Annotated in this window: 16 protein-coding genes and 1 pseudogene; 3 read left to right on the top strand and 14 right to left on the bottom strand. The window is 67.0% G+C overall.

The window, feature by feature from the left end; translation table 11 throughout:
- Positions 1–83: 83 nt before the first annotated feature.
- On the top strand, positions 84–749 hold the full coding sequence (locus JWS14_RS25905; RefSeq protein ID WP_206014739.1) for a GNAT family N-acetyltransferase: 666 nt from the start codon (positions 84–86) through the stop codon (positions 747–749).
- Positions 750–792: 43 nt separating this feature from the next.
- Here the strand turns inward: JWS14_RS25905 and JWS14_RS25900 are convergent, their stop codons facing one another.
- From JWS14_RS25900 to JWS14_RS25860, 9 genes are all read right to left on the bottom strand, one after another.
- Positions 793–2,403: an acyl-CoA synthetase gene (locus tag JWS14_RS25900; protein ID WP_206014738.1), complete on the bottom strand. Its 1,611-nt coding sequence runs from the start codon at positions 2,401–2,403 to the stop codon at positions 793–795.
- A 12-nt stretch (positions 2,404–2,415) separates the two neighbouring features.
- A complete protein-coding gene (locus JWS14_RS25895) occupies positions 2,416–3,672 on the bottom strand; it encodes a hypothetical protein (protein WP_206014737.1) in 1,257 nt (418 codons plus the stop codon).
- Positions 3,666–4,214: a Cif family virulence factor gene (locus JWS14_RS25890; protein WP_206014735.1), complete on the bottom strand. Its 549-nt coding sequence runs from the start codon at positions 4,212–4,214 to the stop codon at positions 3,666–3,668. Before JWS14_RS25890 ends, JWS14_RS25895 begins: the two co-directional genes overlap by 7 nt.
- A complete protein-coding gene (locus JWS14_RS25885) occupies positions 4,214–4,429 on the bottom strand; it encodes a ferredoxin (RefSeq protein WP_206014734.1) in 216 nt (71 codons plus the stop codon). The genes JWS14_RS25890 and JWS14_RS25885 overlap by 1 nt, the downstream gene beginning before the upstream one ends.
- The gene (locus JWS14_RS25880) at positions 4,429–5,781 is read right to left on the bottom strand and encodes a cytochrome P450 (protein ID WP_206014733.1); all 1,353 of its coding nucleotides are present in this window, start codon (positions 5,779–5,781) and stop codon (positions 4,429–4,431) included. Before JWS14_RS25880 ends, JWS14_RS25885 begins: the two co-directional genes overlap by 1 nt.
- Positions 5,778–6,563, bottom strand: a complete 786-nt coding sequence (locus tag JWS14_RS25875; RefSeq protein ID WP_206014732.1) for an SDR family oxidoreductase — start codon at positions 6,561–6,563, stop codon at positions 5,778–5,780. Before JWS14_RS25875 ends, JWS14_RS25880 begins: the two co-directional genes overlap by 4 nt.
- The gene (locus tag JWS14_RS25870; RefSeq protein WP_072947828.1) at positions 6,556–7,782 is read right to left on the bottom strand and encodes a cytochrome P450; all 1,227 of its coding nucleotides are present in this window, start codon (positions 7,780–7,782) and stop codon (positions 6,556–6,558) included. The genes JWS14_RS25875 and JWS14_RS25870 overlap by 8 nt, the downstream gene beginning before the upstream one ends.
- A gap of 5 nt (positions 7,783–7,787) precedes the next feature.
- Positions 7,788–8,348, bottom strand: coding sequence for a TetR/AcrR family transcriptional regulator (locus JWS14_RS25865; protein WP_072947826.1), 561 nt, complete (start codon positions 8,346–8,348; stop codon positions 7,788–7,790).
- Between the two features lie 63 nt (positions 8,349–8,411).
- Entirely contained in the window at positions 8,412–9,629 is a 1,218-nt protein-coding gene (locus JWS14_RS25860) for a cytochrome P450 (protein ID WP_074933788.1), read from the bottom strand.
- 84 nt (positions 9,630–9,713) lie between these two features.
- Here JWS14_RS25860 and JWS14_RS25855 point away from each other — a divergent pair, with 84 nt between their 5' ends.
- Both JWS14_RS25855 and JWS14_RS25850 read left to right on the top strand, forming a co-directional pair.
- Entirely contained in the window at positions 9,714–10,316 is a 603-nt protein-coding gene (locus JWS14_RS25855) for a TetR/AcrR family transcriptional regulator (RefSeq protein WP_072947822.1), read from the top strand.
- A 125-nt stretch (positions 10,317–10,441) separates the two neighbouring features.
- Positions 10,442–10,969, top strand: coding sequence for a hypothetical protein (locus tag JWS14_RS25850; protein ID WP_206014731.1), 528 nt, complete (start codon positions 10,442–10,444; stop codon positions 10,967–10,969).
- Between the two features lie 188 nt (positions 10,970–11,157).
- On the opposite strand, the gene JWS14_RS25845 is transcribed toward JWS14_RS25850, so the two are convergent.
- The 5 genes and pseudogenes from JWS14_RS25845 to JWS14_RS25825 all read right to left on the bottom strand — a co-directional run bounded on the left by JWS14_RS25845 (position 11,158) and on the right by JWS14_RS25825 (position 17,643).
- Positions 11,158–13,398: an NADP-dependent isocitrate dehydrogenase gene (locus tag JWS14_RS25845; protein WP_072947817.1), complete on the bottom strand. Its 2,241-nt coding sequence runs from the start codon at positions 13,396–13,398 to the stop codon at positions 11,158–11,160.
- A 174-nt stretch (positions 13,399–13,572) separates the two neighbouring features.
- Complete coding sequence (locus tag JWS14_RS25840) at positions 13,573–13,839, bottom strand: hypothetical protein (protein WP_255315029.1); 267 nt, start codon at positions 13,837–13,839, stop codon at positions 13,573–13,575.
- Between the two features lie 33 nt (positions 13,840–13,872).
- The gene (locus tag JWS14_RS25835) at positions 13,873–15,678 is read right to left on the bottom strand and encodes a zinc ribbon domain-containing protein (RefSeq protein WP_072947815.1); all 1,806 of its coding nucleotides are present in this window, start codon (positions 15,676–15,678) and stop codon (positions 13,873–13,875) included.
- A gap of 369 nt (positions 15,679–16,047) precedes the next feature.
- Positions 16,048–16,338 (bottom strand): annotated as a pseudogene (locus JWS14_RS50175) (hypothetical protein); the annotation flags it as partial.
- Between the two features lie 111 nt (positions 16,339–16,449).
- Positions 16,450–17,643 carry an NAD(P)-dependent malic enzyme gene (locus tag JWS14_RS25825; protein ID WP_206014727.1) on the bottom strand — a complete coding sequence of 398 codons (1,194 nt, stop codon included), beginning with the start codon at positions 17,641–17,643 and terminating at the stop codon, positions 16,450–16,452.
- Positions 17,644–17,750 lie beyond the last annotated feature (107 nt).

Below are 17,750 nucleotides of genomic sequence, written 5' to 3'. Positions count from 1 at the left end.
GGGTAACGCGTGCCATGTCGGAGGACTTCTTGCAGTATTGACGCGTACAGACTTGTAGGACGGCCGAGGGCGAGGAATTGCAGATGAGTACACAGGTTCAAGATCGGATACACGACCGTCGAGAGCTCACCGCGGTCCTGCTGCGCGCACTGGAGCAGCGGCACGAGGTTCTCGACGCCGTCGTCGACAGTGAGGACCACGCCGAGGCCCTCACCACCGTCGCCGGGCTCCTCGAGACGACCGAGGCGTACGCGGAAGCCGTCCTCAACCTGACCTTTCGCCGTCTCACCAAGGTCGAGCGGCGCCGCATCCAGACGGAACTGAAGGACCTCGACGCCACGCTGGAGTGGACGTCGACGGACCGGCCTGCGAGCACCGGCCGGAACTTCCGCCTCCGCCCGTTCACCGAAACCGACGAGGACGCCGAACTGTTCCGGCGCCGCTGCGTCGAACAGGTCGACGACGCGGGCACGCAATGGTCCGAGGAGCGGGTCGAGAAGGAGCGCGCGGAGGGCCTGAGCCGGGTCGACGACGAGTCCGCCGCGTGGTTCGTGTGTGAGGACACCGAAGAGAACACGGCCGTCGGCATGGTGTTCGGCGAGTTGTCGGGACGCGAGGTCGACGTCGCGATCTGGATCTCCCCCGACGCCCGGAAGAAGGGCTACGGCACCGCGGCCGTGAAGCACAGCCGTCAGGAACTCGCCGCCGAGTTCCCGGGAACGGTCCTGGTCGTCCGCGCTCCCGCCTGACCCGTATGTGAGTGGCGAAGCGTGCGGGAGCACACTTCGCCACTCACGTGCGGTGGTCGGGGCCGCGCTGCTTGGTGACGCCCTGGGCCCAGCGGTAGTCGGGTTTGCCGCTCGGTGTGCGATGGACGGCGTCTTCCACCCACACCAGCCTCGGAATCTTGTAGCCGGCCAGGCTCTGCCGCACGTGCTGCTCGAGGCCGGCGAAGTCGACGCCCCGGCCGTCGCGCGCCTGCACAACCGCGGACACCCGGTGCCCCCACCGTTCGTCGGGAACGCCGACCACGATGGCGTCGTACACGTCGCGGTACGCCTTCACCGCGCTCTCGACCTCCTCGGCGAACACCTTCTCGCCGCCGGTGTTGATCACCATGTTGCCGCGACCGAGCAGCGTGATCGACCCGTCGGCCTCGATCCGCGCGCGGTCGCCGGTGACGACCACCGATCGTCCGTCGACCTCACGGAAGATCTCTCGGGTCTTCTCCGGGTCGTTGTAGTAGCCCAGCGGAACGTAGCCGCCCTTGGCGAACCAGCCGTCGACCCCGGAGCCCGGTTCGACGGGACGCCCCGCGTCGTCGATCACCAGCGCGTACCGCCCCGGCGGGACCCGGGGACCACCCACCTGCGTCTCCCCCTTGGTCGCGAAACCGATTCCGCCGAAACCGGTCTCGGACGCGCCGATCGAATCGGACACCAGCAGCCCGGGGAACGCCTCGAGGAATGCGTCCTTGATCACCGGGGAGAACAGCGCGGCTCCCGACGCGACCACACCGAGACTCGACGTGTCGGTCCGGGACGGGTCGAGGGCCTCGATCAGCGGCCGCCCCATCGCGTCGCCGGTGATGATGAGGATCTGCACCCGGTGCCGCTCGACGAGGTCCCACGTCCGGTCGGCGTCGAATTTCGATTCCAGCAGCACCGTGTTCCCGCTGAACAGCGCGGTGAACGTCGGCATCATCGCGGCGGCGTGGATCAGCGGCGGCAACGCGAACCACAGCGTCGGCTCCCCCTGCGATCCGACCCGCGACTGCTGGTGCTCGTCGTCGATCGCCTCACCGGTGTAGAAGTCGAGACCGCCGGCGAGGACGCGCCAGATGGCCTCGTGCGTCCACACCACACCCTTCGGACGTCCCGTGGTGCCGCCGGTGTACATGATGAACAGGTCTTCGGAACTGCGCTCGCCGAAGTCGCGGTCGCCGCTGCCGGACAGCGCCTCCTCGTACGGGACGGAGCCGCTGGGCAGACCGGCGCCGCCGAGATCGTCCTCGACGACGACGGTGTGCCGGATCCTCGGCAGCGAGGGCAGGACCTCCGCGATGCGCGGCGAGTAGATCCGATGGTGGACCACGGCGTCGAGTTCCGCGTTGCCGTACACGTAGGCGAGTTCATCGCTGGTGTACCGGTAGTTGATGTTCACCGGCACCGCGCGGATCTTGTACGCCGCCACCAGCGTCTCCATGGTCTCGATGGAGTTGTGCAGGTGCACGCCGATGTGCGAACCGGCGGTCAGTCCTGCGTCCAGGAAGTGGTGGGCCAACCGGTTGGCGCGGTCCTCCAGTTCCCGGTACGTGACGCGGCGAGCGCCGCAGATCAGCGCCACCCGCTCCGGCATCACGTCGACGGAGTGCTCGAACAGATCTGCCAGGTTGTAGGCCACGGGAGTGTCCTCTCAGACGACGGTGAGTGGGAGGGGAATCCCTCGATCGGTGAAGGCGAAATCGGCCCCGGTGCTGAACCGGGTGAGCGCGACTTCGGGTGCCTCCTTCGCCGGCGGTTCACCGGTCACGACCTCCACCGTCAGCGCCGTGTCCGTCTCCTCGACCACCTGCACGGCGAACTTCGGCGACACCCCGCGCACCAGGGCGGTCAACGGCGCGAGATGCTCACCGTCGATCATGGACGGCCACGCCCCGTCCTCCGACGCGCCGCACTCGCGGCCCAGGGTCAGCAGCAATCGGTCGCCGAGGGCGATCGTGACGTCCACGTACTGACGGGGATTCAGCGCCGGGTGCACGACGAGGACGACGGCCAGCCCCTCCAGATCCGCAGGCAGGCCCAGCGCGTTCCGGATCCGCTCCGACGTGAGGCCGGCGATTCCGGTGAGTTGTTTGCGGGCGATGTCGAGCGCGGCGCCGGCATCCGTGCGTGCCCGCACCGCGAGCAGGAAACCGAGCGTCAGCAGGTGCTGCTGCACGCACACCTCCTCCGCGATCCGGGTCAGCGCCGAATGGGAGAAGTCCGGGAACCGCAGGTCGGCGAGGAGCGCGCCCGCGTAGTCGTGCTGTCCCGGACCGCCGGTGTCGATCGGCGACAGCCCCACCGTCGCCGCCCGCGACTTCCCCACCGTCACCAGCCCTTCCGGGACCGGCGGTGGCTCGTTCGTGTCGTCGATGGTGACCGTCCAGAGGCAGTGCGGTGTCCGGTCCGCGGGCCGTCGCGGCGGACGGTGCACGGGCCGCACCTGCGCGTGCGGGTTGGTGGCCAGGGCGGTGGCGTCGAACGTCGGGTCCTCGATGTCGTGGCACATGGCCGTGACGTACTCGTCGCCCATCGGTTCGACGTCCATCAGCGCCCCGCAGTGATCCAGCCAGAATTCGCCGTGGTCGTGATCGGTGACGCGGTACCGGAAGTCCATGAACTGCGGCGGCGCACCGATGTCGAGTTGCAGGCCCTTGAAGATCGTCACGACGCCGTCGCCCTCGAACCCCAGCGCGCGTTGCATCCGCCGCGCGTAGATCGGGCTCGACGCCATCCATTCCTCGATCGCGACCTGCGTCATGCCCTCGCGGCCGAACGCCCCAATCAGGTGCGGCATCCCGGAGCGGTCGATGAGGTGACCACACAGCAGCAGTTCCGGCACGAGGATCGCCAGATCCTCGCGGGACAGATCCGCGAACGATGCCGGAACCTTCACCGTGCTCACCACAGCGAGACCGGGGCCTTCCCGACCGGGTACCACCCCGGCAGCCGACCGGACGTCGCGCGCTGGATCCGCGCGTTCATGCCGTCGGACATCGCGTTGTTCGTGATCATCTCGAGGAACAGGCTCGAGACGTTGCCGAAGTCGAAGAAGTCACGCTGCCAGGACCATTGGAAGTTGCCGCCGTACCGAAACCAGCTGCCGCCGATCCCGGTGACCTGATAGTGGGTGCCGTCGTCGCGGGTGCGTTCGGACACCTGCTTCCAGAATCCGATGACGTCGCCGCTGCTGTCGTCGATGACGAACTGCTGATACGGATATTCCCAGCCCTCGAGGCCGTCCATTTCCTGCCCGAGCGCCAGGTCGCGAATCTCGTCCCGGCCGACGGCCATGAAGTCGTCCTTCGGCCCGTAGTTCCACCCGTACGTGGCGTCCTCGGTGTACATCTCGGCCAGCGGCTTCCAGTCGCCGAGCGACTCGCACCGCTTGTTCTCGTCCACCCAGCGCTGCACCATCTCGTCGAGTTCGGCGCGGTCGAAAGGGGCCATCAGGATTCTCCTTCTGAGTCGGTGTCCGCGACGATCCGCAGGGCCTGGGTCGGGCAGAAACGCACGGCGCTCTCGACCTCCGCGCGCTGATTCTCGGGTGGGTTGCTGTCGAGGATCTCGACCTTGCCGTGTTTGGGGACGGCGAAGACGTCGGGTGCCTCCATCTCACACACGGCATGGCCCTGGCACAGGTCGAGATCGGCTTCGACTTTCATCACGTGCTTCGCTTCCGGTACCTCACGGTGCAGGGCTGCTGCAGCTGCACCACCATCTTGCTGTGATCGTTGCGGTACGTCTCGGACGGTTGCGCCATCTCGAACTCCCAGTCCTGCAGGAGGATCGAGAAGATCGCCTTCAGCTGCATCAGCGCGAACGCCGCTCCGACGCAGCGGTGCCTGCCCGCGCCGAACGGAATCCACGTCCAGCGGTTGACGATGTCTTCCTGGTTGGGGTCGATGTAGCGTTGCGGATCGAACGTGTCCGGGTTCGGGAAGTCCTCCGCGATCCGGTTGGAGATCGCCGGCGTCGCCGCCACCAGATCGTTCTCCGCGATCCGGTAGCCGCCGACCTCGAACTCGCCCCGCGCGACGCGCAGCAGGATGATCAGCGGAGGGTGCAGACGCAGCGTCTCCTTCAGGACCGCTTCGAGTTTCGGGATCTGCCTGAGCGCTCCGAAGCTGATGTCGGAGCCGTCCGAATAGAGGTCGTCGAGTTCCGCGACCACCTGCTTGGCGTAGTCCGGGTGCCGCAGCAGTTCGATCAGCGTCCAGGCCGCGGTGCCGGACGTCGTGTGATGCCCGGCGAACATCATCGAGATGAACATGCCGGTGATCTCGTCGGCGGTGAAACGCTCGTTGCCGTTCTCGTCCTTGATCGAGACGAGCACGTCGAGCATGTCCCTGTCCTCCTTGCCCTGCGGAGGGTTCTCGATGCGCCCGTTCATGATGTCCTGGACGAGGGCCACCAACTGCACCCGCGCCTCGTCCCGTCGGCGGAAGCTCTCGATGTCGGCGTACGCGTCGACGTAGGCGATGGGGTCGGTACCCTGCTCGAGTTCGTGGTACAGGTGCGCGAACCGGCCGTCGAGTTGTTCCCGGAACTTCGTGCCGATCAGACAGGCCGAGGACGTATAGATGGTCAACTCCGCGAAGAATTCGAGCAGATCGATCTCGCCCTCGTCGCCCCACTGCGCCACCATCCGGTCGACCTCGTGGGCGATCGTCGCGGCGTGCCCCTTCATCTGCTCACCACGCAGCGCCTGGTTGTGCAGCATCTCCTTGCGACGCTCGGGACTCGCGTCGAACACGACCCCCTCGCCGAAGATCGGCTTCATGAACGGGTAGGCGGCCTGCTGGTCGAGATCCTCGTCGGTGGAGCGGAAGAAGAACTCGTTGGCCTCGGCGCCGGACAGCAACACCACCTTCTTGTCCGCGAGCTGGAAGACGCCGACGTTTCCGCATTCCTCCCGGACGCGGCGCATCAGCGCGATCGGGTCGGTGCGCAGCTCGTCGAGATGTCCGTGCTCGTGCTCACCGCCGGACACACGTTGCGGGCTAGCCGGATTCATTCTCCATCCTTTCGCAGGGGCGCCTCGGGCTGCACCTCGATCAGCACCAGGTGTGCGCCGCGGGGCGCACTGACGGTGGCGACGACGGCGTCGGCGATCGCGGAGGCGCGCAGGAAGTACGAGTGCCGGGCGAATCCCCATTTCGCCCAGTCTTCGAGGACGGGTCCGATGACCTCCTCGGTGGTGTTCATCCCCATCGACGTCTGGGTGGGCCCCGGGCGCACAACCGAGGCCCGGACACCGGTGCCCTCCAGTTCCATCCGCATCTGCCTGCCCATCATTTCGACACCGGCCTTACCGGCGTTGTAGGCGCCCATCCGGGGCCGGGGCGAGTCCGCACAGTCGGATCCGATGAGGACGAAGTCTCCGCGCCGGCGTTCGATCATGCCGGGAAGGAGGCGGTGCGCGAGACGCTGCGCCCCGACGAGGTGGACGTTGACCTGGTCCAGAAACTGCTCCGGGTCCATCTCGTGTGCGACGGAGAACTCGAGGTCGCCGGCTCCCGACAACGCGATTTCGGTGGGGCCGAGCGCGTTCTCCGCCGCGGTGACGAAGTCGTCGACCGACGCGGTGTCGGTGACGTCGAGGAAGTGCGCGAACGCTTCTCCCCCGTTGCTGCGGATCTTCTCCGCGATCTCCTCGCACTCCGCGACCCGGCGGGCGCCGAGCGCGACGGGGTGGCCTGCCTCAGCGAGCGCGTAGGCCGTCGCCGTGCCGATGCCCGACGACGCCCCGGCGACGATCGACGGCCGGCGCTGCGGATTGGGTTCGAACCTAGGCATCGCGGACCTGCACTTTCAGGGGAAGGGTGGCGAAACCACGGACGTTGGTCGAGTGGACCCGCACGCTGTTTGCCTCGTCGACGTCGTAATCGTCTATGCGGGAAACGAGTTCGGTGAGCGCGATCCGTGCTTCGAGCCGAGCCATGTGGGCGCCGAGGCAGAAGTGGGTGCCGCCGCCGAAGCTCGCCAGCTTGTTGGATGTGTCCCGGCCGATCCGGTATTCGTCGGCGTCCTCGAATACCGCCGAGTCGCGGTTCGCTGAGCCGATGAGGATCAGCACCTTGTCGCCGGCGGGGATTGTCCGGTCGTGGAAGTCCAAGTCGACGGCCGCCGTCCGCGCGACCATCTGGCTGGATGTGTCGAAGCGGAGCGTCTCCTCCACCCAGTCCGGCACCCGGCTCGCGTCCTCGAACACCTGCCTGGCCTCGCCCGGATAGCGGAACCCCCAGTAAAGCGCATTGCCGAGCAGCTTGGTGGTGGTCTCGTTGCCCGCCACCACCATCAGGAACATGAACGCGATGATCTCGTCGTCGGTGAGCCGGTCGCCGTCGATCTCCGCCTCGAGCAGCGCGGACGTCAGATCCTCGGTCGGCTTCCTGCGCCGCTCCGCCAGCATGTCGGCGTAGTAGCCGACGAGGTAGAGCGACGCCTCCATCGCCGCGTGCGGCACGTCGAGGACGCCCTCCTCGCGATGCACCACCAGATCGGCGAGGCGGCGGAGTTCGACGCGATCGGCCTCCGGTACCCCCATCAGTTCCGAGATCACGTCCATCGGCAGTTTGCCCGCGAACTCGGCGATCCAGTCGAACTCGCCCACCTCGAGTGCCGGGTCGAGGTACTGCCGGGTCAGGTCCAGGATCCGCCCCTCGAGTTCGTTCACCCGCCTCGGGGTGAACCCGCGGGACACCAACTGACGCATCCGCATGTGCCGCGGATCATCCAGTGCAAGAAAGGACATCGTCTTGTGGGCGTGCGGACCGTAGGCCGCCGGGTCGAGCGACACCCCGTTCGCGCTCGACAGGCGCTGGTTGTCGCGGAAGGCCGCGACGACGTCCTCGTGCCGGGACAACGCCCAGAAGTCGAGTTCCTCGTTGTAGTAGGCCGGTGCTTCTTCCCGCAGTCTTCGATACGTGACGTACGGGTCTTCGTGAAAGCCATAGTCGTACGGATTGAACGTCACCGGATTGTGTGACACCCCGGGCATCGAGGCTGCGGTCATGGCATCTACTCCAGAATCAGCTTGGCGGAAGTTTCGAGTCGATCGGCGAATTGGGCGTAGGACCCGTATCCCATTCCCGCGCGGACCAGGCCGCCGGCGTACAGCAGCTCCAGCGCCTCGAGGACGTCGGGATCGTGGCCGTCGCCCAGTGCGGTGGCGAGGCGATCCCGGATCTCGAGCCCGATGCGGGCGCGGAGGTGCTCCACGTCGGGGTCGCGGCCGAGTAGCGCGTTGGTGACGGCTCCGGCGAGTTCGGGTTCGTCCGCCACCAGCAGGGCGATGTGGCGGAGCACGGCGACCACGCGTCCGGTGCGGTCGAGTCCCTCGTCCGCCGGCTGCGGTGCGGCGGCGAGACGCCGCCAGAAGACCTCGGCGACGAGGTGCTCCTTCGACGAGAAGTACGTGTAGGCCGTGGCGGGTGCGACCCCGGCGATCCCGGCCACCGAGCGGACGGTGAGCCCTGCGAAGCCCTCTTCACGCAGTACTTCGACGGCCGCCCGGGTGAGGCGGTCGACGGTGTCGGCCTGCTTCTCGGTCAGACGGCGGCGAGTGGACTCGAAATTCATACTACTGGACACGTGTCTGGACGCTACTACAGTTACCGCCGGGTGGCAACGAAAACCGGGGTCTCACACCGGACTGCGCGGGTGAATCCGCACGGGCATCGTCTTGATGCCGCTGATGAAATTCGACCGCAGCCGGGACACCGGCCCGGTGGGTTCCACGTGGTCAATCCGCGCGGCGAGGGTCTCGAACAGAATCCTCAGTTCGAGTCGCGCCAGGTGCGCACCGAGGCAGAAGTGCACCCCGCTTCCGCCGAACGCGATCTGCGGGTTGGGACTCCGGCCGATGTCGAACCGGTACGGTTCGTCGAATACCGCCTCATCCCGGTTCGCGCTCGGGTAGTAGATCACCACCTTGTCGCCGGCCCGAACCAACTGGTCGCCGATGTACGCGTCCCGGGTGGCGGTGCGCCGGAAATCCATCACCGGGGTCACCCACCGCAGGATCTCCTCCACCGCGCTCGCGACCAGTTCGGGCTCGGACTGCAGTCGCCGCCACTGATCGGGATGGTCGATGAACGCCTGCATCCCACCGGCGGTCGCGTTGCGCGTCGTCTCGTTCCCCGCCACCACGAGCAGGACGAAGAACATGTTGAATTCCATCTCGGTGAGCGTGTCGCCGTTCTCGTCCGGCTGCACGAGTGTGGTGACGATGTCGTCCCGCGGCTCGATGCGGCGTTGCGCGGCAAGCTCGTTCGCGTACAGGAAGATCTCGGCCGCAGCCATCTCCCCGTCGGCCTGGGTGGTGCCGTACTCGGGATCGTCGAAGCCGATCATCCGGTTGGACCAGTCGTACAGCCTGTCGACGTCCCCGGGCGGCGCACCCAGCAGTGCCGCGATGACCTCGAGCGGTAGCGGCGCCGCCGCCTCGGGGACGAAGTCGACGTCACGCGCCTCGAGGAGTCGGTCGACGATCCGGGTGCAGATGTCGCGGATGTGGCCCTCGAGCACCTTCACCGTGCGCGGGGTGAATCCGCGGCTGACCAGGTGCCGCAACCGGGTGTGGTCGGGCGGGTCGAGGTTGACGAGCATGGCGGCCTGCTTCGCGCGGGTCTGCTCGTCGAAGTCGTCGATCTGGGTGGTGCCCACCGCCGACGAGAAGGTCGCGCTGTCGCGGGACACGGCGACGACGTCGGCGTGCCTGGTCACCGCCCAGAATCCGGTGCCGTTCTCCTCGGGTTGCCAGTAGACGGGTTCGCTCGACCGCAGGTGGTCGAAGAACGCGTAGGGCACTCCCTCGGTGTAGACATCGGGGGATTTCAGATCAATCCGAGATGCGGTCATTCACTGCTCCTCGATCGATAAACGAATGTGATGCGTCTTAAACTACACACTTTCATTTAGAATGGAAGACCGTATGCTGAGGCCATGGCGAAAGGACAGAACGCACCGATCCGACGTCGCACCCTCACCCGAGACAAGGTCGTCGATGCCGCCATCGAGATCATCGACGAACTCGGCTGGGAGCAACTGTCGATGACGAGCCTCTCGGCCCGGCTGAACGTCGTCACCGCCTCGCTGTACAACCACGTCCGCAACCTCGACGACATCCGCGGCGCCGTTCAGGTGCGCACCATGACAGAACTCGGCGCGCACCTGCGCGAAATCGCCATGGGCCGAACCGGTCCCGACGGCCTCCGCGCCCTCGTCGACGCGCACCGCGCCTGGGCGACCGCACATCCGCACCGGTACCAGACACTCACCACCAGCCCCGTCGACCGGGACGCCTTCATCTCCGCCGCACTCGACGCCAACACGGCACTACGCACAATGCTGGCGTCGTGCGGACTGCCACCCGAAGACACCCTCGACGCCGCCGTCAGCGTCTTCGCCGCCATGCACGGCTTCGTGATGCTGGTGAACACCGACTTCCTCGGCAACGAACTGGATCTGGACGCGATCTACGAATCCGTACTGCGCGGAGCACTCTCCAGCGTCGGGTGGCCGGAGCGCACGTCCACACGGTCCTGACAGCAGCGCGCGAGCATGTCCACCGACCGGGAGTGCCCGCAATTCACCAAAACCATTCCGATCGGTCGCTTTTTGCTGCACCATTCACAGAGGACGACTCACGCCCCGACGAACAGGACACCAGGATGCGCACGATCACCCGCACCACCCTCCTCGCCGCAGCGACCATCCCCCTGGCCATCGCCGCAGCCCCGGCATCGGCCGCGGAAGCCACCGATGTCACCTACGCCTTCGGCGTCGACGGATCGACCGTCACCAACACGATCACCAACAACACCGGTGCCACCATCGGCTGCACGACCTCGCTCGCCCTCGCCCCCGACGGCGTGCTCCCACCGGTTGCCGAAGTCGTCGGCCCCGGACAGTCCCTCTACCAGCACGACGACATACCACCCGGGACCACCACCCAGTCGGTGCTCGACGTCCCCGACGGCTCCTATGTCGCACTCGCCTCCTGCGGGCGGGAGGGCAACGCCCCGGCCCTGTGGGTGTCCGACTACCCCGGCATCGAGCAATTCCTGGTCCAGTTCCCGATGACCGCCTACACCGTGGAGCAAGCATCCTCGGTGGTCACCGTGCCGAGCGTCGCCCCCGCGCCACCCGCCGCCGCCATCCCCGACGCGGGAGATCTGGGCAAAATCTTCGGCAGCTGACCGCATTTCGTCACTGGAAGACGGCACTCATCGTCCGCAGCGGAGGCAAGGAAGGGGGAGGGACCACGACCGGCCATTGCCCCGCAACCACGGCACAGGCATCGCTATCACTGAATTATGTTGTACGGGAACAGTTCCGATAAACCACGACACCCCCGGGTCCGACCCGGGGGTGTCGTGGTTCAGGCTCAGCTTTGCACGGCCTCCAGCGCGCTGTTCAACGTCGCGCTCGGACGCATCACAGCGGCGGTCTTGTCGCCGTCCAGCTTGTAGTAGCCGCCGATGTCGACCGCGGTTCCCTGCACCTCGATGAGCTCCCGCACGATGGTGTCTTCGTTCTCGTCCAGCGCCTGGGTGAGCGTGGCGAAGCGTTCCGCCAGTTCCTTGTCCTCGCTCTGCGCGGCAAGTTCCTGCGCCCAGTACTTCGCGAGGTAGAACTGGCTGCCCCGGTTGTCGAGCTCACCGGTCTTGCGCGACGGGTTCTTGTTCTCGTCGAGCAGCTTGCCGGTGGCCGCATCGAGCGTCTTCGCGAGGATCTTCGCGCGCTCGTTGTCGGTCTTGGTGCCGAGTTCTTCCAGGCTGACGGCCAACGCCAGGAACTCACCGAGCGAATCCCAGCGCAGGTGGTTCTCCTCCACCAGCTGCTTGACGTGCTTGGGCGCCGAGCCGCCGGCACCCGTCTCGTACATGCCGCCACCGGCCATCAGCGGCACGATGGACAGCATCTTCGCGCTGGTGCCGAGTTCCAGGATCGGGAACAGGTCGGTGAGGTAGTCGCGCAGAATGTTGCCGGTCGCGGCGATGGTGTCCAGCCCTCGGATCAGGCGTTCCAGGGTGTACCGCATCGAACGCACCTGCGACATGATCTGGATGTCGAGGCCCTCGGTGTCGTGATCCTTCAGGTACAGGTTGACCTTCTTGATCAGCTCGTTCTCGTGCGGGCGGTACGGGTCGAGCCAGAACAGGACCGGCATGCCGGAGTTGCGTGCCCGGGTGACGGCGAGCTTGACCCAGTCGCGGATCGGCGCGTCCTTGACGGTGCACATGCGCCAGATGTCGCCGGCCTCGACGTGCTGGGTGAGCAGCACCTCACCGGTCTCGACGTCCACGAAGTTGGCGTCGCCCTCCTCCGGAATCTCGAAGGTCTTGTCGTGCGAGCCGTACTCCTCGGCCTTCTGCGCCATGAGCCCGACGTTGGGGACGGTGCCCATGGTCGTCGGGTCGAATGCGCCGTTGGTCTTACAGAAGTTGATGATCTCCTGGTAGATGCGCGCGAACGTGGACTCCGGCATCACGGCCTTGGCGTCCTTGGGCCGTCCGTCCGCGCCGTACATCTTGCCGCCGGAGCGGATCATCGCGGGCATCGAGGCGTCCACGATCACATCGCTGGGCGAGTGGAAGTTCGAGATGCCACGGGCGGAGTCGACCATGGCCAACTCGGGACGGTGCTCATGGCAGTCGTGCAGGTCCTGGATGATCTCCTCGCGCTGCGTGCTGGGCAGCGTCTCGATCTTGTCGTAGAGGTCACCGAGGCCGTTGTTGACGTTGACGCCCAGTTCGTCGAACAGCGCCTGATGCTTGGCGAAGGCATCCTTGTAGAACGTCTTCACCGCGTGGCCGAAGACGATGGGGTGCGATACCTTCATCATCGTCGCCTTGACGTGGAGCGAGAACATGACGCCCGTCTTGCGCGCGTCCTCCATCTGCTCCTCGTAGAAGTCGAGCAACGCCTTCTTGCTCATGAACATGCTGTCCATGATGTCGCCCTCGCCCAGGTCCACCTCGGGCTTGAGGACGATCGTCTCGCCGGCCTTCGTGACCAGTTCCATCCGGACCTTGCGCGCCCGGTCCAGCGTCACCGACTTCTCGGAGTGGTAGAAGTCGCCGTGCCGCATGTGTGCGACGTGGCTGCGCGATGCCATCGACCACTCGTCCATGCTGTGCGGGTGCTTGCGGGCGTACTGCTTGACGGCCCGGGGTGCGCGACGGTCGGAGTTGCCCTCACGCAGGACCGGGTTTACGGCGCTGCCGAGGATCTTGCCGTAGCGCTGACGGATATCGCGCTCCTCGTCGGACTTGGGGTCGTCCGGGAAGTCGGGAATCTTGTAGCCCTTGCCCTGCAGTTCCTTGATGGCGGCCAGGAGTTGCGGCACGGACGCGCTGATGTTGGGCAGCTTGATGATGTTCGTCTCGGGCAGCTGCGTCAGGCGACCCAGCTCGGCGAGGTTGTCGGGGACGCGCTGCTCTTCGGTGAGGTTCTCGGGGAACTCGGCCAGGATCCGCGACGCCACGGAGATGTCGCTGGAGTCGATCTCGATGCCCGCGGCACCGGCGAAGGTCCGCACGATCGGCAGGAAGGCGTAGGTCGCGAGCAGCGGCGCCTCGTCGGTCAACGTGTAGATGATGGTCGGCGGCTTATGGGCGCTCATTGTTGTTGTTCTCCCGCGTCAGTTCGGTTAAATTTCACAGGTTCAGCGTGCAGCTATCGGATCGCGACGACTATCAGGTTACGTTGCGGCATCGCCGGCGACTTGTTCGAGCACCGCTACCCGCGAGTAACAAACCGCGCTACTGACGCGCGCTCTCACGCCGTGATTCGCGGCCTACTTCTCCAGCGCCTCGTCGATCAGCTTCCTCTGTTCCTGGGCGTGGCGTTTGCTCGAGCCCGTCGCCGGGGCGGCGGACGCCGGGCGCGACACGAGGCCGAGGCGACGCGAGCCGATGGTCCCGAGTTCGCTGAGGAGGAACGTCCAGGCACCCTGGTTTCTCGGCTCTTCCTGCACCCATACCAGTTCGGCGTTGGGGTAGGAGCCGACGACGTCGGCCAGCTCCGTTTCGGGCAGCGGGTAGAACTGTTCGATTCTCACCAGCGCGATCTGCGGATCCGGAGACGTGGCGAGCGTCTACGTAGATCTCATACTCTCTGCCACTGGTGTGGCGTGTGTTCGAGATGTACGTCTGTCACGGCTACCCGCATCACCGTGCGGTGGTGCGGGTTTGACCGTGCCCCACACCGACGCTTGTAGTGCAGGAACATGCTGTTTCGGAGTCACCCCCGACCGCGGCGTTGTGGTGGGCAGGCTGCGGCGGACCCGGCGATGCCGTGGCCTGCTCGGGGTCGGGCTGGTCTTGTCCCGGGACTTTCGGACCGGCGCGTGCTCGGCGACCCGGATCGCGGGCAGCTGCCCCCGCCGATGGGCGACCTTGCTTCTGCCGAGCAGCGCGCGTTTGGCGAGGTTCACCCCGGCGACGTGGTCGCGGTTGCCGCCGACCCGGCAGCGGGGACACCACGCGGTGTGGTAGCCGCCGGGGCGGGCGAGCGGTTCGTCGCAGCCCGGACACCGTGCGGAGGATCCGCGGGCGGGTACCGAGACCACCGCGATGCCCACACCGGCGGCGGTGTGCGCGAGGGCGGTGACCGCTTTACGGCGGGCGGACTGCGCGGCCCGGTTGTTGTTGACATGTCCGTGCCCGCGGGTCTCGAGGGTGGTGAGATCTTCCACCGCGATCACCGTCGCGCCCGCCGCCTCGGCGTAGTCGGTGACCTGGCGGGCGAAGTGGAATCCCAGTTCTCGGTTGATCCTGCCCCGCTTAACGCCGACAGCGGTGCGGTGCTCGTTGAGGACGGCGATCTTCTCCTCGAGTTGTGCGCGGACCTCGGGTGCGGCGGTGGCGGCCAGCCGCGTCAACCGGGCCGTCTTGCGGTGCAGCATCTGCCCCTCGGCCTGTAGGCGTGCGAGTTTGGTCCCGAGGCCGCGGTCGTCGTAGGTGAAGCCCCGGTAATCCGAGGACAGCCCGTCCGGGTTCTCGGTGGTGATGGCGGCGGCGCCGAGTGTGGATGGGGACCAGTCGACCCCCACCGCGACGGTGGCCGATCCCAGGTCACAGTCGGGGACGAGTTCGGTCGCGGCGCACCGCCACAACAGCCCCTTCCGGTCGAGGATCAGGGTCGGGAGATGCCAGTCGGTGATCGCCCGACCGTGCAGGTGCGCGGGGATGGTGGCGGTCAGCCGGACACTGCGCCACTGCGCCCGTCCCGCCGGGGCCGGGCAGGTCGGCAGTTTCACCGTCAACACCAGCTCGCGGTCTGTCGCGGTGATCTGTGCGAGCTGCCGGTCGGCGGCCGAGAGCCGTGCCATCGCCGCGACCCGCGGTGATTCCTGGACGTCGGTGATCCGCAACCGGGTCGAGGGCGCCCCGCCCTCGCGGCGGGCGCGTGCGATGAGCTGGCGACGCACGCCCCGAGCGAAACCGGGCGGCACCCATTCGCCCGGTTCGGTCGGCGGCGCCAGAGTGCCGGTGGCCGGGTCGAATCGCTGCGAGAGCGATGTGACCGCGGTGTCCCGGTAGGCCAGGGTCCGCAAGGTCGCCATCACCTGCGCCGTCACCACCCTGCTCACTCGTGAGGGCACGTACACCCCGTCCGGGTACTGCGGGTTCCAGCCGAGGCGGGCCGCGGCGACATGCCCCTGAGTAGGCAGCCTGCGGTCCTGGCGGTCCCGTCCGGCGGCGAGCACATCGAACGTGACCGGCTGCCACAGCCGCGACACCAACTCGCCGCCGGCCGCCACAATCAGGTCGAGCAGCCACCGCACCCGGGTGTCGACCTCGTCGAGTCCGATCGGTTCGCCGGTCGCGTCGTCGACCGCCACATGGGCACGGGTGGTGAACGCGAACTGCCGCGGCGCGGGCGATCCCGGCCCGGTCATGCCGGCCGACCCGGCGCCAGGCACAACCCGAATCAACCCGGGCTCATCGGTCTTCCGAGCAGAGTCGCCGCCGCCCGAAAAGCTCATCGATTGCCTCTTTCCCACCGTCTGGCACGCCACCTCTCGTAGGGCTTCGACTGTAACGCCGACCTCCGACAAGAACCGCTCGATCCGCGCCACCTGTGAACCGGGTCAATCGATCCCGCCACACCACCCCACACCACCGGGAGCCGGCCCCGGCCGCGTCGTCGAGCATCCGGCCACGCCCCGCACGCTGCTCCCCCCGGGACACGGGCCGCGATCCCGGCAGATCCGAAATCCTGCACCAATAGCGTTCTCCCGCAACATTGTTTCCTGATCGGCCGGCGACACGATCTGGGCACCGTTCGCGAAATCGCCGAACTGCGCCTCCCACAGAACCAGCGCGCCGGGCCGTTCCACCGAATAGCCGTATTCGAATCCCATTACGGCGTACTCACTGAGCAGCGAGTCGTAGATCCAGAACCGACCCTGGCCCTCGGCAATGTTGGTGAGCGGAAACCATTCCTGACCATTGTCGCGGGCGTGAAGCACGGCGAGGCGTTGGACGAACGTGCCGCGGCGACTGTCCTGACCGGTCAGCCGGACCGGTGTCCCCTCCACCAACAATGAGCCGAATGCCGCGGTGTGTCACTCGCACCCTCGGATGCGTTCGTGCCTGTTCGTCACGGACACCCCGACACCGGAACCGTGGGTGCGGGTTCCGGATCGGGGTGCTCGGCTGGATTCTCGCTAGTCGGTGACGCCTTCTGCGCGAGCAGCGGCGGCGACTGCCTCCGCGACAGCGGGGGCGACACGAGGATCGAGCGGGCTGGGAACGATCTTGTCCACAGCCAACTCGTCACCGACGACCGAGAGGATCGCCTCGGCGGCGGCGAGCTTCATGCCCTCGGTGATCCGGCGGGCACCGGCATCCAGGGCACCCTTGAACACACCGGGGAAGGCCAGCACATTGTTGATCTGGTTCGGGAAATCCGAGCGTCCGGTGGCGACGATCGCCGCGTGCTTGCGGGCGACGTCGGGGTGGATCTCCGGGTCCGGGTTCGACAGTGCGAACACGATGGAGTTCTCCGCCATGGTCGCGATGAGCTCCTCCGGCACGGTGCCCGCGGAGACACCGAGGAACACGTCCGCGCCGTCGAGGGCCTGGGCGACGCCACCGCGGCGACCGGCCGGGTTGGTGCGCGCGGCCAGATCCACCTTCACCGCGTTCAAATCCTGACGATCCACGGAGACGATGCCCTTCGAGTCGAGGACCGTCACGTCCGCGATCCCGGCGGCGAGCAGGATGTTCGCGCACGCCACACCGGCGGCGCCGGCACCGGAGATGACCACGCGCAACCCGCGCAGGTCCCGGTCCTGGACCTTGACCGCACCCTTCAGCGCAGCGAGGACGACGATGGCGGTGCCGTGCTGGTCGTCGTGCATGACCGGGCAGTCCAGGGCCTCGATGACGCGCTGTTCGATCTCGAAGCAACGCGGCGCGGAGATGTCCTCGAGGTTGACGGCACCGAAGCTCGGGCGCAGCCGGATCAGGGTCTCGACGATCTCGTCGGGGTCCTGGGTGTCGAGGACCAGCGGGATGGAGTTCAGGCCCGCGAAGTTCTTGAACAGGGCCGACTTGCCCTCCATCACCGGAAGGGAGGCACGCGGGCCGATATCCCCGAGACCGAGGACCGCGGAGCCGTCGGAGACGACGACCACCAGGCGGCTGGTCCAGGTGTAGCGGTCGGCGAGGGTCTCGTCGGCGGCGATGGCGCGGGAGACCTGCGCGACACCGGGGGTGTAGGCGATGGACAGGTCGCGCTGGCTGTCCAGCGGGGTCGTCAACTCCACGGACAGCTTTCCCCCGACGTGGCCGGCGAAAATCTCCTCGTCGGTCAGCTCGACCTTCTGCGATGCGGTGGGTTCGGACACGATGGTCATTCTCTACTCATTCCCTTTCGGTTTCGACGATCCACGTCAGCGTGTCGTCACAATCGATCAGCGTGTGCGTGCGCGGCGCAAGGAGCTCTCGCCTCGTTCAGGTGCCT

Source organism: Rhodococcus koreensis, assembly GCF_017068375.1.
Taxonomy (GTDB): domain Bacteria; phylum Actinomycetota; class Actinomycetes; order Mycobacteriales; family Mycobacteriaceae; genus Rhodococcus_F; species Rhodococcus_F koreensis.
This window is presented reverse-complemented; position numbering and strand designations above follow the sequence as displayed.

Bases quoted from the DNA above. Each gene is read 5' to 3' on its own strand.
- JWS14_RS25855 (WP_072947822.1), top strand. From the start codon at position 9,714: ATGGCGAAAGGACAGAACGCACCGATCCGACGTCGCACCCTCACCCGA.
- JWS14_RS25890 (WP_206014735.1), bottom strand. From the start codon at position 4,214: ATGGCCCCTTTCGACCGCGCCGAACTCGACGAGATGGTGCAGCGCTGG.
- JWS14_RS25885 (WP_206014734.1), bottom strand. From the start codon at position 4,429: ATGAAAGTCGAAGCCGATCTCGACCTGTGCCAGGGCCATGCCGTGTGT.
- JWS14_RS25875 (WP_206014732.1), bottom strand. From the start codon at position 6,563: ATGCCTAGGTTCGAACCCAATCCGCAGCGCCGGCCGTCGATCGTCGCC.
- JWS14_RS25860 (WP_074933788.1), bottom strand. From the start codon at position 9,629: ATGACCGCATCTCGGATTGATCTGAAATCCCCCGATGTCTACACCGAG.
- JWS14_RS25850 (WP_206014731.1), top strand. From the start codon at position 10,442: ATGCGCACGATCACCCGCACCACCCTCCTCGCCGCAGCGACCATCCCC.
- JWS14_RS25845 (WP_072947817.1), bottom strand. From the start codon at position 13,398: ATGAGCGCCCATAAGCCGCCGACCATCATCTACACGTTGACCGACGAG.
- JWS14_RS25905 (WP_206014739.1), top strand. From the start codon at position 84: ATGAGTACACAGGTTCAAGATCGGATACACGACCGTCGAGAGCTCACC.
- JWS14_RS25865 (WP_072947826.1), bottom strand. From the start codon at position 8,348: ATGAATTTCGAGTCCACTCGCCGCCGTCTGACCGAGAAGCAGGCCGAC.
- JWS14_RS25870 (WP_072947828.1), bottom strand. From the start codon at position 7,782: ATGACCGCAGCCTCGATGCCCGGGGTGTCACACAATCCGGTGACGTTC.
- JWS14_RS25825 (WP_206014727.1), bottom strand. From the start codon at position 17,643: ATGACCATCGTGTCCGAACCCACCGCATCGCAGAAGGTCGAGCTGACC.
- JWS14_RS25880 (WP_206014733.1), bottom strand. From the start codon at position 5,781: ATGAATCCGGCTAGCCCGCAACGTGTGTCCGGCGGTGAGCACGAGCAC.
- JWS14_RS25835 (WP_072947815.1), bottom strand. From the start codon at position 15,678: ATGACCGGGCCGGGATCGCCCGCGCCGCGGCAGTTCGCGTTCACCACC.